The organism is Turicibacter sp. H121 (assembly GCF_001543345.1).
In the GTDB taxonomy this organism is placed as follows: Bacteria; Bacillota_I; Bacilli_A; order MOL361; family Turicibacteraceae; genus Turicibacter; species Turicibacter bilis.
The window spans coordinates 658940-681173 of record NZ_CP013476.1 but is presented as its reverse complement, the minus strand read 5'-3'; the positions used below and the strand labels follow the sequence as shown (position 1 = coordinate 681173).

General features: G+C 35.4%; 13 protein-coding genes and 1 riboswitch. Of the genes, 9 read left to right on the top strand and 4 right to left on the bottom strand.

Annotated features, from left to right (window positions below; translation table 11 throughout):
- Positions 1 to 347 precede the first annotated feature (347 nt).
- Positions 348 to 2015 carry an FAD-dependent oxidoreductase gene (locus tag AT726_RS03335; RefSeq protein ID WP_068759007.1) on the top strand — a complete coding sequence of 556 codons (1668 nt, stop codon included), beginning with the start codon at positions 348 to 350 and terminating at the stop codon, positions 2013 to 2015.
- 127 nt (positions 2016 to 2142) lie between these two features.
- Positions 2143 to 4863 (top strand): D-alanyl-D-alanine carboxypeptidase family protein, encoded by a 2721-nt coding sequence (locus AT726_RS12490; RefSeq protein WP_201023071.1) that lies wholly within the window; start codon positions 2143 to 2145, stop codon positions 4861 to 4863.
- Between the two features lie 520 nt (positions 4864 to 5383).
- On the opposite strand, the gene AT726_RS03325 is transcribed toward AT726_RS12490, so the two are convergent.
- A complete protein-coding gene (locus AT726_RS03325) occupies positions 5384 to 6937 on the bottom strand; it encodes a ClC family H(+)/Cl(-) exchange transporter (protein WP_068759006.1) in 1554 nt (517 codons plus the stop codon).
- A gap of 120 nt (positions 6938 to 7057) precedes the next feature.
- Between AT726_RS03325 and AT726_RS03320 the strand changes: the two genes are divergently transcribed.
- Genes AT726_RS03320 through AT726_RS03310 form a run of 3 tightly spaced genes read left to right on the top strand, consistent with a single transcriptional unit; the run spans position 7058 to position 10959 of the window.
- Positions 7058 to 8653, top strand: coding sequence for a spore germination protein (locus AT726_RS03320; RefSeq protein WP_237297195.1), 1596 nt, complete (start codon positions 7058 to 7060; stop codon positions 8651 to 8653).
- 2 nt (positions 8654 to 8655) lie between these two features.
- Positions 8656 to 9819, top strand: a complete 1164-nt coding sequence (locus AT726_RS03315; RefSeq protein ID WP_068759005.1) for a Ger(x)C family spore germination protein — start codon at positions 8656 to 8658, stop codon at positions 9817 to 9819.
- A gap of 15 nt (positions 9820 to 9834) precedes the next feature.
- Positions 9835 to 10959 carry a GerAB/ArcD/ProY family transporter gene (locus AT726_RS03310; protein ID WP_068759004.1) on the top strand — a complete coding sequence of 375 codons (1125 nt, stop codon included), beginning with the start codon at positions 9835 to 9837 and terminating at the stop codon, positions 10957 to 10959.
- A gap of 12 nt (positions 10960 to 10971) precedes the next feature.
- Here AT726_RS03310 and AT726_RS03305 read toward each other — a convergent pair whose 3' ends face one another.
- The gene (locus AT726_RS03305; RefSeq protein WP_055277080.1) at positions 10972 to 11628 is read right to left on the bottom strand and encodes a hypothetical protein; all 657 of its coding nucleotides are present in this window, start codon (positions 11626 to 11628) and stop codon (positions 10972 to 10974) included.
- Positions 11629 to 11701: 73 nt separating this feature from the next.
- Entirely contained in the window at positions 11702 to 12631 is a 930-nt protein-coding gene (locus tag AT726_RS03300) for a YihY/virulence factor BrkB family protein (protein ID WP_068759003.1), read from the bottom strand.
- Between the two features lie 157 nt (positions 12632 to 12788).
- Between AT726_RS03300 and pdaA the strand changes: the two genes are divergently transcribed.
- A complete protein-coding gene (gene pdaA / locus AT726_RS03295; protein WP_055277085.1) occupies positions 12789 to 13577 on the top strand; it encodes a delta-lactam-biosynthetic de-N-acetylase in 789 nt (262 codons plus the stop codon).
- Positions 13578 to 14684: 1107 nt separating this feature from the next.
- Here pdaA and AT726_RS03290 read toward each other — a convergent pair.
- On the bottom strand, positions 14685 to 16358 hold the full coding sequence (locus AT726_RS03290; RefSeq protein ID WP_237297194.1) for a Na+/H+ antiporter NhaC family protein: 1674 nt from the start codon (positions 16356 to 16358) through the stop codon (positions 14685 to 14687).
- 59 nt (positions 16359 to 16417) lie between these two features.
- A riboswitch (Lysine riboswitch) is annotated at positions 16418 to 16590 on the bottom strand.
- A 187-nt stretch (positions 16591 to 16777) separates the two neighbouring features.
- Here AT726_RS03290 and rlmD point away from each other — a divergent pair.
- The 3 genes from rlmD (at position 16778) to AT726_RS03275 (ending at position 22190) form a co-directional block, all read left to right on the top strand.
- On the top strand, positions 16778 to 18172 hold the full coding sequence (gene rlmD, locus AT726_RS03285; RefSeq protein WP_055242384.1) for a 23S rRNA (uracil(1939)-C(5))-methyltransferase RlmD: 1395 nt from the start codon (positions 16778 to 16780) through the stop codon (positions 18170 to 18172).
- Between the two features lie 798 nt (positions 18173 to 18970).
- On the top strand, positions 18971 to 19621 hold the full coding sequence (locus tag AT726_RS03280; protein WP_068759001.1) for a hypothetical protein: 651 nt from the start codon (positions 18971 to 18973) through the stop codon (positions 19619 to 19621).
- Positions 19605 to 22190 carry a glycoside hydrolase family 2 TIM barrel-domain containing protein gene (locus AT726_RS03275; RefSeq protein WP_068759000.1) on the top strand — a complete coding sequence of 862 codons (2586 nt, stop codon included), beginning with the start codon at positions 19605 to 19607 and terminating at the stop codon, positions 22188 to 22190. The genes AT726_RS03280 and AT726_RS03275 overlap by 17 nt, the downstream gene beginning before the upstream one ends.
- Positions 22191 to 22234 lie beyond the last annotated feature (44 nt).

The following is a 22234-nucleotide window of genomic DNA, read 5'->3' as shown; positions in this document are numbered from 1 at the left end:
CGTTTAAAATGCTTTCCTTGCATTTAGTAACGATAGAAGACTGGATGGGGTCCCCATCATTTACGAAGTAAATGTATCTCCCACTAATGAGGTTTTAGATTTTTATTTTTTATAAAGTTAATATATTTATCCTAGATAATTTTTAAAGTATTCAATATCAGAATAAGGATTAGACTGTTAATTTTAGGTAGTTTATCCTTATTCTGATATAGTATAATAAGGAAAGTTATGGATGTGTCATGAAAGGATATCATTAGAGGTCCTTTGATTGCTATGCATAACTGAGTCAGCAGGGAATAAAGGTTGTTGTGAACTTTTTATTTCATTTATATAAGGAGGAAGTTAAGATGAAAACTATTTATGATGTCATTGTGATTGGTGGAGGAGCAGCAGGGATGTCTGCTGGGATTTATTCAGGACGCGCTAAAATGAAAACGTTAGTGTTAGAGCAAGGTTCTGTGGGGGGACAAGCTAAAACAACAAATGAGATTGTGAACTATCCAGGTGTTCGTCACACTACAGGTCCTAAATTAATGGAAGAGATGCATCTTCAAGCGGAAGACTTCGGTGTAAAATTTGCTCAAGCTGAAGTATTAGAAGCTAAATTAGAAGGTGAAATCAAAGTTTTAAAAACAACAAATGGTGATTATGAAACTCGTTCGGTAATCATCGCAACAGGTGCAACACCTCGTACTTTAGGATTCCCAGGTGAAGCTGAATACCGTGGACGTGGAGTGGCTTACTGTGCAACATGTGACGGAGAATTCTACACAGGATTAGAAGTATTCGTGATCGGTGCAGGATTCGCGGCAGCTGAAGAAGCCATCTTCTTAACTCGTTTTGCTCGTAAAGTAACAGTGATTGCTCGTGAACCAGAATTCACATGTGCCAAAACAATCGCCGATAAAGTATTAGCTCATCCAAAAATCGAAGTTAAATTTAACACGGAAATCGTTGAGGCAACAGGAGATGAATTATTACGTCGCGTGAAGTTCATCAACAATCAAACTGGGGAAACATTTGAGCATGTAGCAGCTGAAGACGAAACATTCGGTATCTTCATCTTCGCAGGATACGTGCCACAAACTAAAGTATTCAACGGTTTAGTTGACATGGATAAATGGGGATACATCATCACTGATGAAAACATGCATACAAGCGTTGAAGGGGTCTATGCAGCAGGAGATTTACGTCCGAAAGTATTGCGCCAAGTTGTTACAGCAGTTGCCGATGGAGCCATCGCTTCATTAGAAGCTGAAAAATATGTGGCTCAGGAAAAAGAACGTTTAGGAATCGTAGAAGAAGAAATCGAAGAAACACCACAACCAAAATCAGCTGCTGAGTCTGCACCACAAGCTAAACAAGTGGCACAAGGTGGACGTTCTGCATTATTAAATGATGCCTTACGTGGACAAATCGCCACAGTACTTGGACGTATGGAAAACAACGTGACATTAGTGACAATTGTTGATCCAACAAACGAGAAATCAATTGAATTACGTGACTTAGTCATCGATATCGCTGACTTAGGTGATAAATTAGAGGCAGTTGTTAAAACAAAAGGTGAAGATGCAGCATTAGAAGCAAAAGTAAATGCTGATAAATTCCCAGTTGTGGCATTCCTTGATAAGGATGGAAACTACGCTGGAGTTAAATTCCACGGGGTGCCTGGTGGACATGAGTTAAATTCATTCTTATTAGCCATCTATAACTTAGCTGGACCAGGACAAGCCTTAGATGCATCAGTTTTGCAAGCGATTAAAGCAGTTGATAAAAAAGTTAACATTAAAGTAGCCGTTTCATTATCATGTCACTTATGTCCAGATGTAGTAGTTGGAGCACAACGTATCGCCATCGAAAACCCTAACGTAGAAGCTGAGATGTTAGACATCGCCAACTTCCCAGAATTAAAAACAAAACATAAAGTCATGTCAGTACCATGTATGATCGTCAACGATGAAAAAGTAACATTCGGATCAAAATCAATCCAAGACATGTTAAACTTCATTGCTTAATAAATTTTACAAACAAAAGACCAGACTATTTTAGTCTGGTCTTTTGTTTGTTTGTGGATCTTATATACAAATATAGAAAATATTGTTATAATTTTGTTTGAATCTTTTTTATAAGGGGATGAATATATTGAGAGATTTATTTAAAAAGTTACTTTTATGTGGGGCTATTGTTGGAGGATTCAATCCATACCTAAATGCTAAAGCTTCGACTAATGAGTCAATATTAAATGAAGTAAATGAAATTCATTCTGAAGAAGTTGAGTTTTATTCGGTGGATTATACAGCACCGGAAGTTAAAACAGTCAAAGTAGATAAGAATGTTGCTAAGCCAGGGGAAGTTGTTAAACTAAGTGTAGATGTTATCGATGATCTTTCAGCCATTCAGACGGTTCAAGTAGTCTACCAAAAACCAATTTCAAAAAATAGTAAAAGCTTATTTTTAGAGTATAATTCAGAGACAGAATTATATGAATCTGTGATATCGGTAGATGAAGCGACGGAAGCAGGAGAATGGAAAATTGATTTTATTTTTGTCTGTGATACAAGAGATAACTGTGACTGGATATATAATACAAAATTAAATCCAGCTAATCAGGGAAAAGATTTAAGCCAAGGGAATATTACTGTTAAGGGAACAGAGGAGACTTCAGATTATAAAGCACCAGAACTTAAATCACTCAAAGTAGATAAAAATGTTGCTAAGCCAAGAGACGTTGTTAAACTAAGTGTAGATGTTATCGATGATCTTTCAGCCATTCAGACGGTTCAAGTAGTCTACCAAAAACCAATTTCAAAAAATAGTAAAAGCTTATTTTTAGAGTATAATTCAGAGACAGAATTATATGAATCTGTGATATCGGTAGATGAAACGGTAGAAGCAGGAGAATGGAAAATTGATTTTATTTTTGTCTGCGATACGCGAGATAACTGTGACTGGATATATAATACAAAATTAAATCCAGCTAATCAGGGAAAAGATTTAAGCCAAGGGAATATTACTGTTAAGGGAACAGAGGAGACTTCAGATTATAAAGCACCAGAAGTTAAATCACTCAAAGTAGATAAGAATGTTGCTAAGCCAGGGGAAGTTGTTAAACTAAGTGTAGATGTTATCGATGATCTTTCAGCCATTCAGACAGTTCAAGTAGTCTACCAAAAACCAATTTCAAAAAATAGTAAAAGCTTATTTTTAGAGTATAATTCAGAGACAGAATTATATGAATCTGTAATATCGTTAGATGAAGCGGCGGAAGCAGGAGAATGGAAAATTGATTTTATTTTTGTCTGCGATACGCGAGATAACTGTGATTGGATATATAATACAAAATTAAATCCAGCTAATCAGGGAAAAGATTTAAGCCAAGGGAATTTTACTGTTTCATCTCATCTTAGACCAGGTTGGTTAAAAGATGGAGGTACATGGTATTATGTAAAAACTAACGGAACTTTCGCAACAAGTTGGGAAAAAGTAAATGAAACATGGTATTACTTTAATCTATCAGGGGCGATGCAAACAGGTTGGTTAAGAGAAGGAAATACATGGTACTACTTAAAATCAAGTGGAGCGATGGCAACAGGATGGGAGAAAGTAAATGGAACATGGTATTACTTTAAATCATCAGGGGCAATGCAAACAGGTTGGTTAAGAGAAGGAAATACATGGTACTACTTAAAATCAAGTGGGGCGATGGCAACAGGATGGGAGAAAGTAAATGGAACATGGTATTACTTTAAATCATCAGGGGCAATGCAAACAGGTTGGTTAAGAGAAGGCAATACATGGTACTACTTAAAATCAAGTGGGGCGATGGCAACAGGATGGGAGAAAGTAAATGGGACGTGGTATTGCTTTAATCCGTCAGGTGCGATGCAAACAGGTTGGTTAAAAGAAGGAAAGACATGGTACTATTTAAAATCAAGTGGAGCGATGGCAACAGGATGGGAGAAAGTAAATGGGACGTGGTATTACTTTAATCCGTCAGGTGCAATGCAAACAGGTTGGTTAAAAGAAGGAAGAAAGTGGTATTATTTGAAACCAAGTGGAGCAATGGTAATAGGGGTTGAAAAAATAGAGGGTACTTACTATTACTTTAATTCATCAGGAGTGATGCAAAAAAATCTAGGTTCAAATTTTGATATTAATAAATATAATCAATTGATTTCAAGTGGAAAATCACCTTCATATGCTTTAAATTCTATTTTATATCCTAATGTTAAAACTAATTTTTATAAAGATATTCGAGTATTAAAAGATCCTAGTAGTCTGACTGCTTTAGTAAATAAAAACTTTCAATTACCGTGTAGTTATGTTCCGAATGATTTAGTTTTATTAGATGTTCCGTTATATAATAATAGCTCATCTAATTTAGCTAATTATATGAGGTCAGAGGCAGCAGTAGCATTGAAAAAAATGTTTAATGCAGCTAAGGCTGAAAAAGGATATAAGCTTGTAGCAAGAAGTGGATATCGCTCATATAAAACACAAGAATCTTTATATAATAATTATGTTTCTAATAAAGGTCAAGTGTGGGCCGATACGTATAGTGCAAGGCCAGGCCACAGTGAGCATCAAACAGGATTAGCGATTGATATCACCTCTCCAACTGTAAATAATTCTTTAAGTGATTCGTTTGGTACGACAGCTGAAGGAAAGTGGGTCGCACAAAATGCTCATCGATTTGGTTACATTTTGAGATACCCACAAGGAAGAAAATCAGAGGTTGGTTATGAATATGAACCTTGGCATTTAAGGTATGTAGGGGTCGAAATAGCAACTGAAATTTATAATAGTGGATTAATATATGAAGATTATGTATTAGAAAAAGGACTTATTCCTTCAGTTCAGTAAACTACAGTGATAAAACATTAAATTAGCTTTAAGTCATATGACCCTAGAAGATTTATTCGCTGAACACCTTTGATAATAATAGTATTATTAATAATCAGATAAATAAAGATTATTCGGTTTGTGGTTAAGTCTTCTAATTGATCATAAGAAAATGAGGTCTGTATCTATAATGAGCTAGTTCATTACGCTATAGATTTTATTTAGTAATAAGAGTATTACTCCCGTAAGTCCTGAATAAGAATGAAAAAGCTATTACTTTGTATATAAAATGTACCCTAGAGAGTAGACAAATAAAAAAGTCTATCCTCTAGGGTCTTTTTGGTATAATATAAAGAAGGATTTCAGATGAGCCAGAAGTTATTTACAACACAAGGGATTGAACAACGCAAACAATTACTTAGAATAATTTTTGATTGTTTCTTAACTTTTTAATCATATAAATCTCCCTTTGTTTAAATTAATTGTTCCAATATTATAGAACATAATCTTCTAGATTATTATTTTCTAGGAGTTTTTTTTATTAAACAGTAATTTTATGACAGTGAAGCTTTAACTCTTCTTGAACCGATGAAGCGATGCTTTCTTTGAGGAGAATGACAAGGTAATCACCTGACTTTAGTTCCGTGTTACCCCTAGGGATAATTTCATGGCTCCCACGTTTGATGGCAATGAGTAGACATCCATCCGGTAGCGATAAGTCGCGGACGAAACGCCCATCGATATAGGAATCAGTAAAGACTGGGATTTCAATCATGAGTTTTTCCTCTGACGTTTCAATCGGTTTAGTTCCTTGAAGTTGTCGCCCGAGTAGGTAATCATAAACGGGCTCACTTTTTAGACATTCAGCCACGGTATAGGCGATGAGTGAAATTAAGGATAATGAAAGAAGATGCGTCAATGATCCGGTCATTTCAGTGATTAAGATACTCCCTGTAATAGGGGCACGGACGATGGCGGTAAAATAGCCGGCCATCGCTAAAATGATAAAGTTTTGAATCAAGGTTTGATTGATGAGTCCGAGGCTTGCTGCAACAGTTCCGAAAATCGAACCTGTTAGCGCACCTAAGACCAGGAGTGGAAAGAAGATACCACCGGGTACACCTGAACCAAAACTAATCATGGAAAAGATAAATTTAACAATTAGTAGAAGTAGTAACATTTTAATCGTAAAAGAACTATGAATGAGGCTTTCAACGAGAGAATGTCCACCTCCTAAAACTTGAGGCAGAATGAATAATAGAAGGCCCGCTAAGATAAAAGGAATGATGGGACGATACTGTTTTTTTATCCAGGCGATTTTATCGTATCCCTCTAATGTGGTTTTAATTGTTTTATTATAAAAGACACCACAAAGCCCTGTTATTATTCCAAGAATGATAATGAGCCAGTAGTGATCAAGTGGGATGGCCTCGAGTGTATTAAAGTTAAAAACAGGTTTTAAACCAAAAAAATTTTTAGAAACGAAGTCAGCGGTTAATGAGGCTGACATGGCTGAGATAAGAACGAGCGGTGAAAAGTGTTTATGGACTTCTTCTAATGAGAACAAAACACCAGCTAAGGGAGCATTAAAGGCGGCAGCAAGACCAGGACTAGCCCCGCTTGAAATTAAGTATTTTTCTTCTGTTCTTGAACGCTTGGTAAGTTGGCTTAAATATTGAGCTGTGGCTGCGCCAAGTTGAATCGAAGGCCCCTCTCTACCAACCGAAAGACCTGCTCCAATACATAGTGTTCCTCCAATAAATTTTCTAATGAGGACAGATAATGGGTTCATCTTTAGTTTATTAGTGAGAACCCCCTCTACTTGTGGAATTCCACTTCCGCAAATCATGGGATCTTGTATCATGAGTTTCCCGACAAATAGAGCAACGAGAATAAGAAGGACGAACCAGCTAATGGTATACCAGATGGAATGTTGTGATGAAAAGAGGAATTGTCTAACCTGTTCGGATTTTTCTAAAATCAGTCGATATAAGACGACAACAAGACCTGAAACTAACCCGACGATCATCCCCTCAAGAGCGAGTTTAAGCTTGAGTTGTCGAAGTTGTGTTAATAAGGTTGAAATTGAATTCATATACTTTCCCCCAATCTGAGTGCATTATAGTCTGTTTACTATAATAATTCAAGGTAATAGGTAAAAATTAGAAAATTATGAATCGGTATAACTTATCTTTTTTCACAAATAATAGGATAAATGCCGAAAAAAGTGGGTGAAAATGAGATGGATATTTTTAAAATCTTTAAAGGAAAAAAGAATACGAAGGAACCGATTCCTGAAAAAGAACCCCAACGAATTTATTCAAACTTGGAACAAAACTTAACATTAATTAAAGAGAAGTTAGGAAATGCTAATGATTTATTGATTCGAAAGCTTCGTTTACAGGGTGCTGATGATGTCGCTGTTGCCATTCTTGGAATCGATGGATTAATTGATACGAATCAAGCGGAGCAATTTATTGTTCATGTTTTAGCTATTGATTTGTCGTTAGTTGAAGATTCAAAGACGCGTTCATGTGGTGTTTTTCAATCGATTTTTGAGTCTCGTATTAGTATGATAGATGCACAGTGTGCGCAAAGTTTTGACGATTTATATACAAATTTATTAAATGGACATATCATCGTCTTAGTTGACGGGGTCGACCAGTTAATGATGTTTGATTGTAAAGGATGGCAAATGCGCTCCATTAGTGAACCCCAAACGGAACAGTCGTTATATGGTCCGAAAGATTGTTTTGTGGAGACGATTCGCACGAATACGGCGACGCTTCGTCGTCGGATTAAAGATCCTAATCTTCGTTTTGACGCTCATGTGGTCGGAACGGTGACACAGACCGATGTTTTTGTGGCTTATATTGAAGGAATTGCAAATCCTGAACTTGTTCAGACCGTGAATAAGCGAATTAAAAGCTTAGATATTGATGGATTGGTTGATTCGAGTGAATTGATGCAGTTGATTGAAGATCACCACTTAACTATCTTTCCTCGTTTGACTCAAACAGAGCGTCCAGATAAAGTAACAGCTGCCCTTATGCAAGGAAGTGTGGCCATCTTATTCGATGGCTCTCCTTTTGTGACGGTTGGACCTGCTTATTTTATTACGATGTTTCAGATTACAGATGATTATTATTCACGGCCTTTGATTGCAACATTAACTCGAATCCTTCGTTATGCTTCTTTTTTATTGGTTATTTTAGTCCCCGGTTTATATGTTGCGATTTCTACTTATCATCAAGAGATGATTCCAACGGTCTTACTCATCACCATTATTAATCAGCGGAGTTCAAATCCGTTTCCAACCTATATTGAAACCTTGGTTATCTTAGTCCTCTTCGAGATTATTCGAGAGGCTGCGTTACGTAAACCAAATGTGGTAGGGGATTCAATGACCATCGTTGGATCTTTAATTATTGGACAGACGATTGTTGAGGCAGGCCTTGTTTCTTATATGGTTATCATTATTGTTTCGAATACTTCGATTGCAGGCTTTATTTTATCAAGTAGTCGTCTGAATAATGCGACTCGAATTTTAACATTTATCTTCTTATTTTTAGGAGCAGCGTTTGGTCTTTACGGAATTACGATTGGATTTATTATGCTTATTCTTCATTTAGCTTCCTTGACGACGCTAGATCAACCTTATCTTGCTGCAATGGCTCCTTTTAATTTACATGATCAAGAGGATCAATTTTTAAGATTACCTTTTTCATGGATGAAATATCGTCCTAAAATTTTCAAAACGGGTAATCGAACGCGTCATAATATGAAAAATCCAGTAAGGAAGGAGGAATAGTGATGAAGCGATGGCTATTTTTAATGAGTGTTTTAGTTTGTTTAAGTGGTTGCGCCCATAAAGTTGAAATGAGTCAATTAGGAATTGTGTCAGGATTTGGAATCGATAAAATTGAGGATCGATATCGTCTAACGGCTCAAGTCGTTAATCCGAGTTCAATTGCTGGAAATCAACATGATACCCTTTCTATTTTTTCTGTTTCAGCTGAAGGTGAAACATTATATGATGCGTATCGTGAATTAAATACGTTGACTTCTAAAGTCCTCTATCTTCCTCATTTAAGCGTGATTGTACTAGACGAAGAAATTGCGAAAGATGGGATTAATACCGTGTTAGATTTCGTTTTACGTAATGTCGCGATTCGCCCCAATATTACAGTGGCGATTGCCAATAATGCTCCGGCGGCAGATATTTTACATGTTTTAATACCGAGTGATCAAATTCCCATTACTCAATTAGATTCATTATCAAATATGTGCGTAAAATGTACAGGAAGACAGGTAAATTATAACCTTTATCAAGTGAGTGAGCGAGTTAATGTTGAAGGAGATAATATTGTCCTAAATAGTGTTGCGATTATAGGAGATGGAATCTCACAAGGTGAAAAAATAGAAAATATTTTACAAGTAGAGCCGCCTACTCAATTACAAATCGATTCATTGGCTGCTTTTAAAAGTGATAAATTGGTCGGTTATTTAGATAGTGAGGAAGCTGAGTACTATAATCTTTTAGTGGGGAATAGTAAGCGTTATGTGTTAAATACAGTCATAGATGAGACATATAAAGTCGCTTATGAAGCACGGGACACAAAAGTTGAGATTAAACCGAATCTTGATGAAAAGAAAGTGAAAGTTGAATGTAAAGTGAGTGGAATTTTAATGGAGAATGAATATCCAATCAATTTAATGGAACCTAAAAATATCTCCACCTTACAAAGTTATTTTGAGGAGACTTTAAAAAAAGATTTAATGGATTTTATCTCTAAAACACAACAAGAGCTTCAATCGGATATTCTAGGTGTTGGAAGTAAGATTCATCAAAAAGATCCTAAAAAATGGGCAGCGGTTAATGGCTATTGGGAAGAAATTTATCCAACGCTTGAATTTGAGGTTGATGTGAAAATCGAGATTAATTCGGTTGGAGATATTGCTAATTTAAAAGATTAGAAAGGAGAGTCTGTTATGAAAACATCACGGATTAGTTTAAATCAATTTTTAACTTTACTTGTTTTGTTTTTATCTAGTAGTACATCACTTATTAATGTGGGACGTTTTTCAGGACGCGATGTTTGGATTGTCATCTTAATTAGTACTGTTTTTGGTGGTCTCTTATTTACTATTTATTATCGAATTAGTAAATTACATGGGTTTCAATCGTTGACAGAAATTATTAGGGATCTTTTTGGAAAATGGATAGGTGGGTTAATTATTCTTGCTTATATGGGGTATTTCTTGTTTTTAGCGACTGGGTTATTGAAAAGTACGTCTGATATGATTAAGGCAACCATCATGATTGATGCTAATCTAACGCTTGTGATTACACTTTTAATGATTCCAATTGTCTATGGACTGATTCTTGGGGTGAATGTCATTGGTCGCTCATCAGAGCTGTTGTTTTATGTTGTTGGTATTTGTTTTATCCCATTATTAATTGCCGTTTTTACATCAGATATCTTTAAATTTGAAAATCTATTACCAGTTCTTGAAAAAGGATTATTTGCCTTAAAGACTGATATTTATACGATGAGCTTGTTTCCATATGGTGAAGCCCTTGCCTTTCTATTTCTTTTTCCATTAATCCCGAATGATAAAAAAGGAAAAATCTTGAAATATGGCTATGTCGGCATTACTTTGGCGATGGTTATCTTACTTGGAATTGATGTGATGAATATTGGGATTTTAGGTGCTGATTTAACAGAAAACTTCGTCTATCCTTTCTTTAATGCGATGAAAATGGTTGGAGTGAGTGTTGTTTTTGAACGAGTTGATCCATTATCTATTATTATTTTAATGACGACTTGTTTTTTTAAGATCAGTATTTATTGTTATGCAGGACTTTCTTGTTTAGAAAAAATCGTTGTTCGATTTAACTATCGTCAATTAGCTATTCCTATTGGAATTTTGTTAATCTTTGGAGCAACAAAGATTAGCTCTAATCGGATTGAAAATATTTACCGTGTAATTATTGAGAATCCTAAAGGACTTCTCCCTATTTTCCAATTAGCTATTCCAGGATTAATCTGGATTATGAGTGAGTTTAAGTATCGTAAACATCCGAAAGACGTAAAAACTGAGGCTAGTAATTAGCCTCAGTTTTTACTATTTACGGTCGTAGGCCGTTTCTGAAAGACGATCAATTTCTGACCAAGCCAATGAGATGTATTGTTGAGCGAGTTTTTCATTTTCCGCATTTGCATCTAATAACACTTGGCGATCTTGTAAAGTTTCCGCTTTAAAGACTTCGTATTCTGCTGTTTTATATTCAACGTTGTAGTGATAAGCCTTTACAACATAGTCTTGAAGCGTTGCGACCTCTTCATTTGGTCGTTTTAGTGATTCAATAGCATTCATTTCATTCGTTGTTTGTTTTAATAGATTATGTCGGATTGAAAGTTGAGCTGTTTCAGCTTCTGTTCCCGCTACAGAATATACTTGCGTTAAGTTAGAGTCGAGTAGTGAAATGGTGTCTTCAAGGGCCTTTACTTTTTCATACATATAATCTACAAAGTCTTGCTGTGTGGCGAATGTTTTTTCTGTTGAATTGGTGGTTTCTGTTTGTTGATTTGAATCATTTGGTTGTGAATTGTTTTCTTCCGTACTTGGATTAGAGACCGTGTTAGTGTTCGTTCCGGTATTGGTTGTGATGGATAGACTTTGTAGCGATTGAGGTGTTGAGATAGTTTTTGGACTTGTATTATTGGAGCAACCGGATAAACTCATGATCACTAATCCTAAAATTAGGCATACATTTTTCATAATTTTCACCTCAGTTATCAGTATGTTCCATTGTATTCATGAAGGTAGAGGTTCATACGAAAAGGAGGTGCATTTAGTTTATCTTTTGTTCGTCATTAACCGTAAATTTTGTCCATTTTGAAAGATATTTAGATTTTTGAATCAGAGTTAGGCGAGGTAAGTAGTCAACGCCTCCGTAATAATCGCGTTTTAAGATATAGTTCACTTGTAATCCAATCATGATGGCATAGCCTAAAATATAGAGCCAAAAGAGAAGGATAATAATGACTGAGAGGCTCCCATAGAACTTATTATAATTGGCGATGTAATTGACATAGAAACTAAACCCAATTGAGGCGACACTCCACCCAACGGCTGTTACTAAAGCACCGGGTATAATTTCATGAATTTTAATTTTAATGGTTGGTGCGAGGTAGAACAGGAGGACAAAGAAGGAGAAATAGGAAATGAAACTGATCGTTGATCGAATGATATTAAAGAGAATAATCATGTATGAATCCACTTGAATATTGAGAAGGTGAAGGACGAGTGAGATGATAGCTTGACCAAATAAAGCGAGGATGATAGCAACCACGAGAAGTAAAATCATAAAACAAAGCATCATAAATGAAAAGATACGTTCAAGATAGGCGAATTTCATGAGGGGAACTTGATAGGTCGTGTTAGCAGCTATCGAAATCCCGTAAAAACCTTTTGAAATGAGCCAAAAGAAAGAGATGGCGGTCAGTAGAACAAATAAAGTTCCCGATTGAGGAGCAGAGGTTGTATCAAAAAGATAGAGTAAAAGTTGTTGAACTTCTTGTGGCGCATAGGCTGTAATCAAATACTTCACGAGATCGGTATTTAAAGAGAGATAAGTTCCGAGCTGAACAATGACGACGAGTAGCGGGACGATGGCCATAATTAAGTTGAATGCAATTTGTTCAGGTAAGGCTTTAATCTCTCGATGATTCATTTGTTCTTTTACTTTTTTGATAAAGGTTAAGCTAAAAACATGTTGCATAATTGGTCCCTCCCAACTAAGGTTTTTAATTTATGATATGTCGTCAGTTTAAGGGACATACCATGATTAATAAATGGTTTTATGTTGTTTATGTATATTTTACACAAAACTCGACAAATTATTAGTGATAATTCTTTTATAATGAGAGGTGAACAACATGAATCGACATTTTAGTTGGAAGTTGACTGTTCTAACGTTCCTCTTATGCTTTATCTCAGTTTGTCACGCAGAGGCGAAAGATATAGGCTGGGGTATCCCAAAAGGTGAGAATCATGAGCAACCATGGCCGGGTCAAGAGTTTGATGATATTATTCGTCAAAATGATGCTTATTATATTGGTCCCGCCGATCAAAAAATGATTTATTTAACATTTGATTGTGGTTATGAAAATGGAAATACACCCTTAATTTTAGATGTTTTAAAAGAACATCAAGTGCCAGCTTTATTCTTTGTGACGGGACATTTCATGGAACAAAATCCGGAACTTGTGAAACGAATGGCAGATGAGGGACATATCGTCGGCAATCATACGTGGCATCACCCAGATTTAGCGAAAGTCAACAAAGAAAAATTTAATGAAGAATTACAATTAGTTGAAGATAAATATAAAGAGATTACGGGCCAAGAGATGGTTCGTTACTTAAGACCACCTGAAGGACATTTTAATCAACAAATGTTAGATTGGGCGAAAGAGCGTGGCTATTATACAATTTTATGGTCTTTAGCCTATATGGACTGGGATGTGAATAAACAAAAAGGTGCGGATTATGCGTATAATCAAATTTTAGCACGTATGCATCCGGGTGCCATTGTGTTAATGCACAGTATCTCAAGTGATAATGCAGAATGTTTAAATAAGTTAATTCCTGAACTTCGAAATGAAGGGTATGAGTTTAAGTCACTGCAATATTTAATGACACAAGATAGTCCGGTGATTATTGAATAATTGGTTATAATTTGTAGAAAAAAGTGATGTAAACGTTACAAGGACACTGAAAGAACACGTTTAATTCATTTTTTGTACATAACTTTGTGCCATAATAACTATGGATGAAAATGATAATAAATTTTCTCCCCCTTTGATTTTCTTATTCATTATGTTTTCTCACTCCCAAACGGATCGTGTTCCCCCACGACCGTTTAACCAAACCTCGAGAGTTCCCCCTCTCGAGGTTTATTTTTTTATACAAGGGTTGACTTGGATATAGTGAGGGGAATCATAGTATTAAGGAGTGAGTTATTAAAAGTTTGATTATTTCTTTAGACATTCATCAGGTAGCTACATGGATAAAAAATATAGATTATAATAAATTAGATTGAGACAGTTTTTACGAGAAAAGTCTTTAGGTGGGCCTTTCAGATTAGGAGTATAAAATACTCCTAATCCCACGATAGATTTTCTCTATTCACTGTCTCATTTTTATTATTATAATGAATCATCGGTAAGATGAAATTTAAATCAAACTTTTACCTTACATCAAATGATTATTCAGAAGATTTTTTGTGATTCAGATTAAAAAGAAAAGGCTCGAGAAAAATCTCTTTTATCAGTTAAATGGTCTTGTATAGAAGGAAGTATCCATTTAGGTAGAAGAAATTAGGTATAACCATTAAAGGTGAACTGTATAAAATGACTTTAATAGGATGATAATCATCCCACAGTTATTATCGAAGTCCCCATAAAAATGGCCTGGATTTTAGAAGATAATTTATTAATATTTAAAATAATGAAAAAATTTTCGCATTTTTGTTTAGGATTTTGAATGGGTGCCTATAATGAGGGTGTGTAGAGATAACCTCCCAAGTTAATAGTCTTTCATGGTGGGACTATACTTTGAGTTTGTACTTGAAGTTCTCTATTTACCAATACAGAAGTCTTATGTATTTATCATCTTGATGCTAAATACATATAATGTAGACTTTCTTCTCCAATTCTCTCAACCTCTCTTTAATATAGAAAAAAGGAACTAAGATGCAGTTTCCCCTCTGCACTTAGTTCCTTTTGTTATCTATAATTATTTTTTCCACCTTTGATTTTGTTTTGGAAGCGACCTTATTCTTGGATAGCTTCCGATTTGTTTTGTGATTTTGCATAAAAGATTGTAGCGATGAAGCCAATGATGATGATGAGATAGGCAATCATTAAACTTTCAGTCATTCCAAATGCGATGTATGCGAGTGAAGCGATACAAGCTGATAAAAGGGCGTATGCTAACTGAGAGTTAAAGTGAGCACCTAAATCACAACCTGATCCTGTTGCTGATAAAAGGGTTGTATCTGAAATAGGTGAGGCATGATCTCCAAAGATAGCACCTGATAAAACAGCAGCCATCACTGGAATCATTAAATTCATATCAATCGCCGCTGCGACTGAACCAGCAATTGGAAGTAAGATTCCAAATGATCCCCATGACGTTCCTGTTGCGAAAGCCATGAAGCTTGCGACAATGAACATTACAACTGGGATGAAGTTTGGATTAATGTTCGCTGATGTAATGACAGAGGCTAAGTAGCCACCCGCATCTAACGCACTAACTAACTCACAAATTGCCCATGCTAATAATAAAACGATAATGGCTCCAACCATTGACTTCATCCCTGAGAAGAAGGCTTTGACATATTGGTTCTGCGTGACTTCACCACTTATAACATGACGATATGCCATTGCCATTGAGACGATTAATCCCGCTGCTCCACCAAAGCGAAGCGCTGTTGATAGGTTGATGTTATCTAAGATTGCAAAGAATAAATTGAAGTCTGATGCGTTATTCATTGCGCCTACATAGCCAGTATACACCATCGTTAACACCGTCACGACGATTAAGGTCAAGATTGGGACGATTAAATCCCACACTGTTCCTTTTGATGACTCCACGTCGCCTCCGTGAGCGTTTGCCACTTCAGCACTCGTAAGAGAACTATCATTCCCATTGATCGTATCCGTCTCGTATTTTTTCATGAGTCCAAGATTTAAATTGTATTTAATGACAATGAAGACCATGATAACTGAGACAATCACATAGAAATGATAAGGAATCGTCATTAAGAAAGCAGAGAACGTATTGTACGTCGCACCTGTACTTGCAAAAATAACTGCCATCGATCCCATCACTCCAGTCGCCCAACTTGAAATCGGTGAGATCACACAGATTGGTGCTGACGTTGAATCGACAATGTAAGCTAGTCGCGCTCGTGAAATTTTTTGTTGCTGAGCTAACGGTTTTGAGACATTTCCGACAACTAGGGCATTAAAGTAGTCATCAACAAAAATTAAAATTCCTAAAATGGCAGACGTATATTGAACGCCTTCACGCGTTTTAACGCGTTTGATAATCGCTTTTGTAAACGCAGACGCTCCGCCTGATAAGACGATGTAAGCTGTAATGGCCCCAAGTGCAAGTAAGAAGAAAATAATCGACAGGTTCCAATCGTTTAAAAAGCCGATTAATCCATCTTTTTCAAAAATAAGTCCACTAAACGTTGAGACAAGCGTTTCAACCGTTTGAATGAGATTGAAATTGGCTAAAATAAAAGCAGCCGAAATGGCACCAATCCCGAGTGATAATACGACACGGCGCGTAAAAATAACAAGGGCAATCGTAAGTAGTGCCGGAATTAACGCATAAATGGTTCCAATCATATAAATCATCTCCTCAATTGTTAGTGCAATTGAATAAGAAGCTGTTCTTTTGATAAAGAAAAAAGAGCCATGCAGAGTTAAACTCATACATGGCTCTAAAAAGTCTAAGGTTATTAGACGATAGATGACAAGTATTATTTAACTCTCCGATCATTAGTCCTCCACTACAATTGTAGTGACAGTGTTAAATTTATTCAACATAACACCAGCACAAGTTTGGTTGACACAAACAAGACTTCGGCGTGGACACCTTTTAGAATTTGTCATCGACGTCACTCTCGAAATTCCTACTCATTGGACACGCACCTCTAACTCATCAAAGAGAACAAGAGACATATTCAATTAAGCCTATTTTAGCATCTTTTATAAAAAAGTCAAGCATTGGCCACCAAAATAATCAAATCAATATGTGAAAGTTATTATGAAATATAGGGATTTCGATGTAAAATGACAGGGAATGTGGTAAGATAAAGGATAGCTTAACAAAGCATTGGAGGTTTTAATAGATGAATATGTCACCTTTAAAGGTTGGTCAAGAATTTTTAGTGACGATTAAACGCATCGGAATTAACGGTGAGGGAATCGGATATTATAAAAAACAAGCGGTCTTTATTCCAGGAACGTTAGTGGGTGAAGAAGTGGTTGCGACTTGTACGCGTGTGGCAGGTGGTTACGCGGAAGCGGAACTGGTACGTGTGAAACGTAAATCAAAGCACCGTGTGCAACCAGCATGTGAAGTTTATGGACAATGTGGTGGATGTCAATTACAGCATATGTCTTATCAAGAGCAACTTCGTATTAAACGTGACGCGGTTTCACAAGCGATTGAACGTTATACGAATTTAGATCCTGAAGAATGTGATATCCGTCCAACTATCGGAATGAAAGATCCATATAACTACCGCAATCGCGCTCAAATGCCAGTTGGATATGACGAAGATGGGGTTATGGTTGGATTCTATAGCATGAATTCACGTGAATTAGTCAATGTGACAGATTGTGATGTTCAATATGAAGAAATTAACACAGTGATCAATCATGCGGTTGATTTATTAGATGATTACAAAGTGTTCGCTTACGCACCTAAAACGAAAAAAGGAACAGCACGCTACATCGTCGTTCGTCGTGGATTCAAAACAGGTGAGGTTCAGGTGACGTTCGTATTTGCTAATAACGAGTTCAGAAAAATGAATGCTTTAGCGAAAGACTTAATGAAATATTGCCCAGATGTTAAATCGGTCTATTTAAATATTAACAACGAAGATACGCATGAAATCTTCGGAAAAGAAATGAAGCACATCGCTGGAGAAAAATTCATTTCAGATGAATTAGGACGCTTCAAGTTCAACTTATCTCCACGCGCGTTCTATCAGTTAAACCCAGAACAAACGATTAAATTATACAACCAAGTCAAATATGCAGCTGCTTTAAAAGGAAACGAAAAAGTGGTTGATGCTTACTGTGGTGTTGGAACAATCGGTCAATGGGTTGCAGATAAAGCAAGTGAAGTACGTGGGGTGGATATTACACGTCAAGCGATTGCGGATGCGAAAGAAAATGCAAAATTAAATGGCTTAACAAATACATACTATGCCGTTGGTAAAGCAGAACAAATCGTACCGAAATGGGCGAATGAAGGATTTAAACCAGATGTCGTGATTGTGGATCCTCCTCGTACAGGATTAGGAACTGAGCTAATCGAGATGTTAAAACGTGTGCAACCAAAAACGATTGTGTATGTGTCATGTAATCCATCGACGTTAGCTAAGAATTTAAAAGAATTAACGAAGAAATATCGTGTGGACTATATTCAACCAGTGGATATGTTCCCACAAACATCTCATGTTGAGGCTGTTGTGCGCTTAGTTCGCCAAGACCGCCCAGCTAAAAAACAACGCTAATCATTTAGACAGTATCTTTAAGATGCTGTCTTTTTTTATACTAAGATGCACAGGGAGGGTATCAGGTCAAGTGGCTAGCGTTGTACGTTGGTGGGCAAGAAATTAAAATAATAAAAAAGTGTAAGGCAACTTGAGTGGTGAGGATTCGTCAGATGGGCCGTACCTATTAGTAGTGAGTAAACTCGCTATTAATCCCATGTCCTCACCCTCCCATTAGTTGCCTTAATTTTATTTTGAAACCTCTTTGGAGAAATGAAGATAGACTAGCACTCTTGAGGGGATCATAGTTAGAAAGTTGCATCATCGGATACTATAGAACCTATTTTTAGGATGTGAATGAGTAGATTGACTAAATGAAAAATCGTTTTATGAATTATTCACTATATTTTAATGTGATTATTAGGATATATCTCAAGGTATGGATACAATCTTGAATTAAGGAGAGTTAAATAATAAAATGTTTTATTTTTAGGTAAATATCGATGCTTCAAAATATTAATTTTGTTAGCTATGGTCAATAAATAATTTATTGGAATTTTGATGATAAAACTCATTCTCAATAAATATCAACAGTTTGTTAATACAGATAGTACCAAAAAAGATTTAGTTAAAAAGAAGAAATTGATAATTATTCATTATCGATTAAAATTTCGTTAGAATAAAACTGATTTATAGGGAGATTTAAATAAATTATTGACGGACTTTTTGTATAAATGAATTTAATATTTACTTTTTGTAGAAAAAATAGGGGAAAATGGTATAATTGTATATGCATTAAGAGAAATGGGAGGTAGGAGAGTGTTAAAAAAAATCTTAAATTTATTTATTGCATTAAGCTTAATTATTTCATCGACTAATATTGTAGCTTTAGCAGGAGTACAAAGTGAATATTCTATTGATGAAATAAACCAGGTTCTTGAAACTGAGGACATGGAGGGGAAAGAGACGGAAGTAGAGGAAGTAGAATCTGAAGGAACAGAATCGGAGGAAGTAGAATCTGAAGGAACAGAATCTGAAGGAACAGAATCAGAGAAAGTAGAATCTGAAGGAACAGAATCAGAGGAAGTAGAATCTGAAGGAACAGAATCAGAGGAAGTAGAATCTGAAGGAACAGAATCAGAGGAAGTAGAATCTGAAGGAACAGAATCAGAGGAAGTAGAATCTGAAGGAACAGAATCAGAGGAAGTAGAATCTGAAGGAACAGAATCGGAGGAAGTAGAATCTGAAGATACAGATATAGAGGCATTTAACTTAGATGATGATATTTTGGATGAAAATAAGATTTATGAACCCAAAAGTATTATTAATATAAATAAAGGATGGAGTTTTACAAAACAAGGAAAAACTACTTTGGTGAATTTACCACATTCTTGGGAGTATACTCATCCAACTATGTCATATATTCCACAAATGAATCAGATGACAGCGACTTATGAAAAAAGTTATTGATATTACAGGCTATGATTCAAAAAATTTATTTTTAAAATTCTATGGTTCAAATAAGAAAACAAAAGTATACGTTGATAATGTAGAGGTTGCAACTCATATTGGTGGTTTCTCAACATTTATTGTTGATATTACAGACTATGTTAATGGTAATAGCGCATTAATTAAGGTAGAAGTGACGAATTTAGATACTGATACAATTCCAATTAATACTGATTTTACACATTGGGCAGGTATTTATAGAGATGTTGAATTAGTCATAACTGATGATATCTATATTTCTACTGAAGATTATGGCAGTAGTGGGATTTATTTAGATACTAATGTTGATTTAAAAAGTAATACTGCGACACTAGCTCCAAAAATTGCATTATCACATTCAATTTCATCTAGTAAGAATGTTCTTGTTAGAGCAACATTAAAAGATACTGGTGGAAGAGTAGTTACAAAGACTGAATTACAACAAACATTAAATGGAAAAGTAGAAAATGATTATGTCTTTTTACCTGAAGTAATTGTAACTAATCCACATTTATGGCAAGGTGTAGATGATCCATATCTATATACTGTAGTTGTTGATGTATTAGATATGGCAGGAAATATTATTGATTCAGAAACACAGCGTATTGGTTTTAGAACTTTTGAATTTAAAGATGATGGATTTTATTTAAATGGTGTTAAATATAAATTAAATGGTGTAGGATTCCATCAGGATCGTAAAGGATATGGAAATGCTGTCTCTAAACAATCTAAAAAAGAAGATTTATTAATGATTCGAGAAATGGGAGCTAATGCTATTCGAACTGCGCATTATCCTCATGAACAGTATGTTTATGATTTAGCTGATGAAATGGGATTCATTGTATGGAATGAAATACCTTTCTATTTAATTATGGCTGATACGGAAGAGTTTAGAGAGACAACAAAACAGCAATTAATAGAAATGATTAGACAAGGCTATAATCATCCATCTATTGTATTCTGGGGAATTCAAAATGAAGTAAATACTAATCCATCATATGCACAGTTTGGATCACAATTTGATGTTTCGGTTGAAACGCTTTCTAAATTTATGAGAGAGCTTGCTGCTTTAGCAAAGTCAGAAGATAGTTCACGTTTAGTGGCACAAGCGCATATTAGTGGAGAAGACAAAGCTCGAGAGTCAGCTAATTGGACCATTAATTCTGATATAGATATTACAGGTTTTAATATTTATGCAGGGTGGTATAGTAATCTTAGCAGTGGGGCAACATTAATTGGAGCAAATAGCATTGGTAATTCATTAATGAGTATGTATAATAAATATTCTTCAATTTTAGCTAGTAATGGACCTATTATTCTTTCTGAATATGGAGCAGGAGCAAATATAAATCAGCATGCTGAAATGAATGAAAACTTTATATGGACGTCAACAAGCTCTAAAGGGGATTTCCATCCAGAGGAGTATCAAAGTTTTGTTCATGAAGCTGTCTTAAATAAATTAAATCAAATGGATAATTTAGGAGTTGCTTTTGCATGGGCGATGTTTGATTTCTCAAGTTATAGAAATGAAGGTGGACAAGAGCGATTAAATGATAAAGGATTAGTAACATATGATCGTCAGACTAAGAAGGATGCCTTTTATCTTTATAAAGCTAATTGGAATAAAGAAGACGAGTTTGTCTATATTACAAGTCGTCGATTTACCGAGAGAACTACAAATACCACAGATGTAAAAGTTTATTCGAATGCGAATAATGTTACGCTAACTGTTAATGGAAAAGACTATGGTATGGGAACGAAACAACAAGATGGTGTTTTTGTTTGGAAAAATGTCAAGCTTTCAGAAGCGAATACAGTCGTTGCCACTGCATACGATAGTAATAATAATAAGTTAGTCGATGAAGTCAAATGGAATACAAATGTGAAACCTTCAGGATGGAATTTTGAAGATGGTCATTGGTATTATATTGATGAAATTGGAGCCCCTAAAACTGGATGGTTAAAAGATGGATCAAAATGGTATTATTTAAATGATTCAGGAGCAATGCAAACTGGGTGGTTAAAAGATGGATCAAAATGGTATTATTTAAATGGTTCAGGTCAAATGCAAACCGGATGGTTAAAAGTTGGGAATAAATGGTACTATTTAAATGATTCAGGAGCAATGCAAACCGGATGGTTAAAAGATGGATCAAAATGGTATTATTTAAATGATTCAGGTCAAATGCAAACCGGATGGTTAAAAGTTGGGAATAAATGGTACTATTTAAATGATTCAGGAGCAATGCAAACCGGATGGTTAAAAGATGGATCAAAATGGTATTATTTAAATGATTCAGGAGCAATGCAGACCGGATGGTTAAAAGATGGATCAAAATGGTACTATCTAAACAACTCAGGAGCAATACAGACCGGATGGTTAAAAGATGGATCAAAGTGGTATTATTTAAAATCAAATGGAGCAATGTCAACTGGATGGGAAAAAGTTGATGGAACATGGTATTATTTCTATTCCAATGGACATATGGCAGAAGATACTATAATCAATGGTTGGAAGATTACATCTAGCGGAGCTGCTTATAAAATTTAATATAACTAATATATTCCTGAATTATTCATGACCATTCAAAAAAA

What these genes read in the sequence shown, in the direction of transcription:
- AT726_RS03335 (WP_068759007.1), top strand. Translation starts at nt 348, where the DNA reads ATGAAAACTATTTATGATGTCATTGTGATTGGTGGAGGAGCAGCAGGG.
- AT726_RS03325 (WP_068759006.1), bottom strand. Translation starts at nt 6,937, where the DNA reads ATGAATTCAATTTCAACCTTATTAACACAACTTCGACAACTCAAGCTT.
- AT726_RS03320 (WP_237297195.1), top strand. Translation starts at nt 7,058, where the DNA reads ATGCCGAAAAAAGTGGGTGAAAATGAGATGGATATTTTTAAAATCTTT.
- AT726_RS03315 (WP_068759005.1), top strand. Translation starts at nt 8,656, where the DNA reads ATGAAGCGATGGCTATTTTTAATGAGTGTTTTAGTTTGTTTAAGTGGT.
- AT726_RS03310 (WP_068759004.1), top strand. Translation starts at nt 9,835, where the DNA reads ATGAAAACATCACGGATTAGTTTAAATCAATTTTTAACTTTACTTGTT.
- AT726_RS03305 (WP_055277080.1), bottom strand. Translation starts at nt 11,628, where the DNA reads ATGAAAAATGTATGCCTAATTTTAGGATTAGTGATCATGAGTTTATCC.
- AT726_RS03300 (WP_068759003.1), bottom strand. Translation starts at nt 12,631, where the DNA reads ATGCAACATGTTTTTAGCTTAACCTTTATCAAAAAAGTAAAAGAACAA.
- pdaA (WP_055277085.1), top strand. Translation starts at nt 12,789, where the DNA reads ATGAATCGACATTTTAGTTGGAAGTTGACTGTTCTAACGTTCCTCTTA.
- AT726_RS03290 (WP_237297194.1), bottom strand. Translation starts at nt 16,358, where the DNA reads ATGAGTTTAACTCTGCATGGCTCTTTTTTCTTTATCAAAAGAACAGCT.
- rlmD (WP_055242384.1), top strand. Translation starts at nt 16,778, where the DNA reads ATGAATATGTCACCTTTAAAGGTTGGTCAAGAATTTTTAGTGACGATT.
- AT726_RS03275 (WP_068759000.1), top strand. Translation starts at nt 19,605, where the DNA reads ATGAAAAAAGTTATTGATATTACAGGCTATGATTCAAAAAATTTATTT.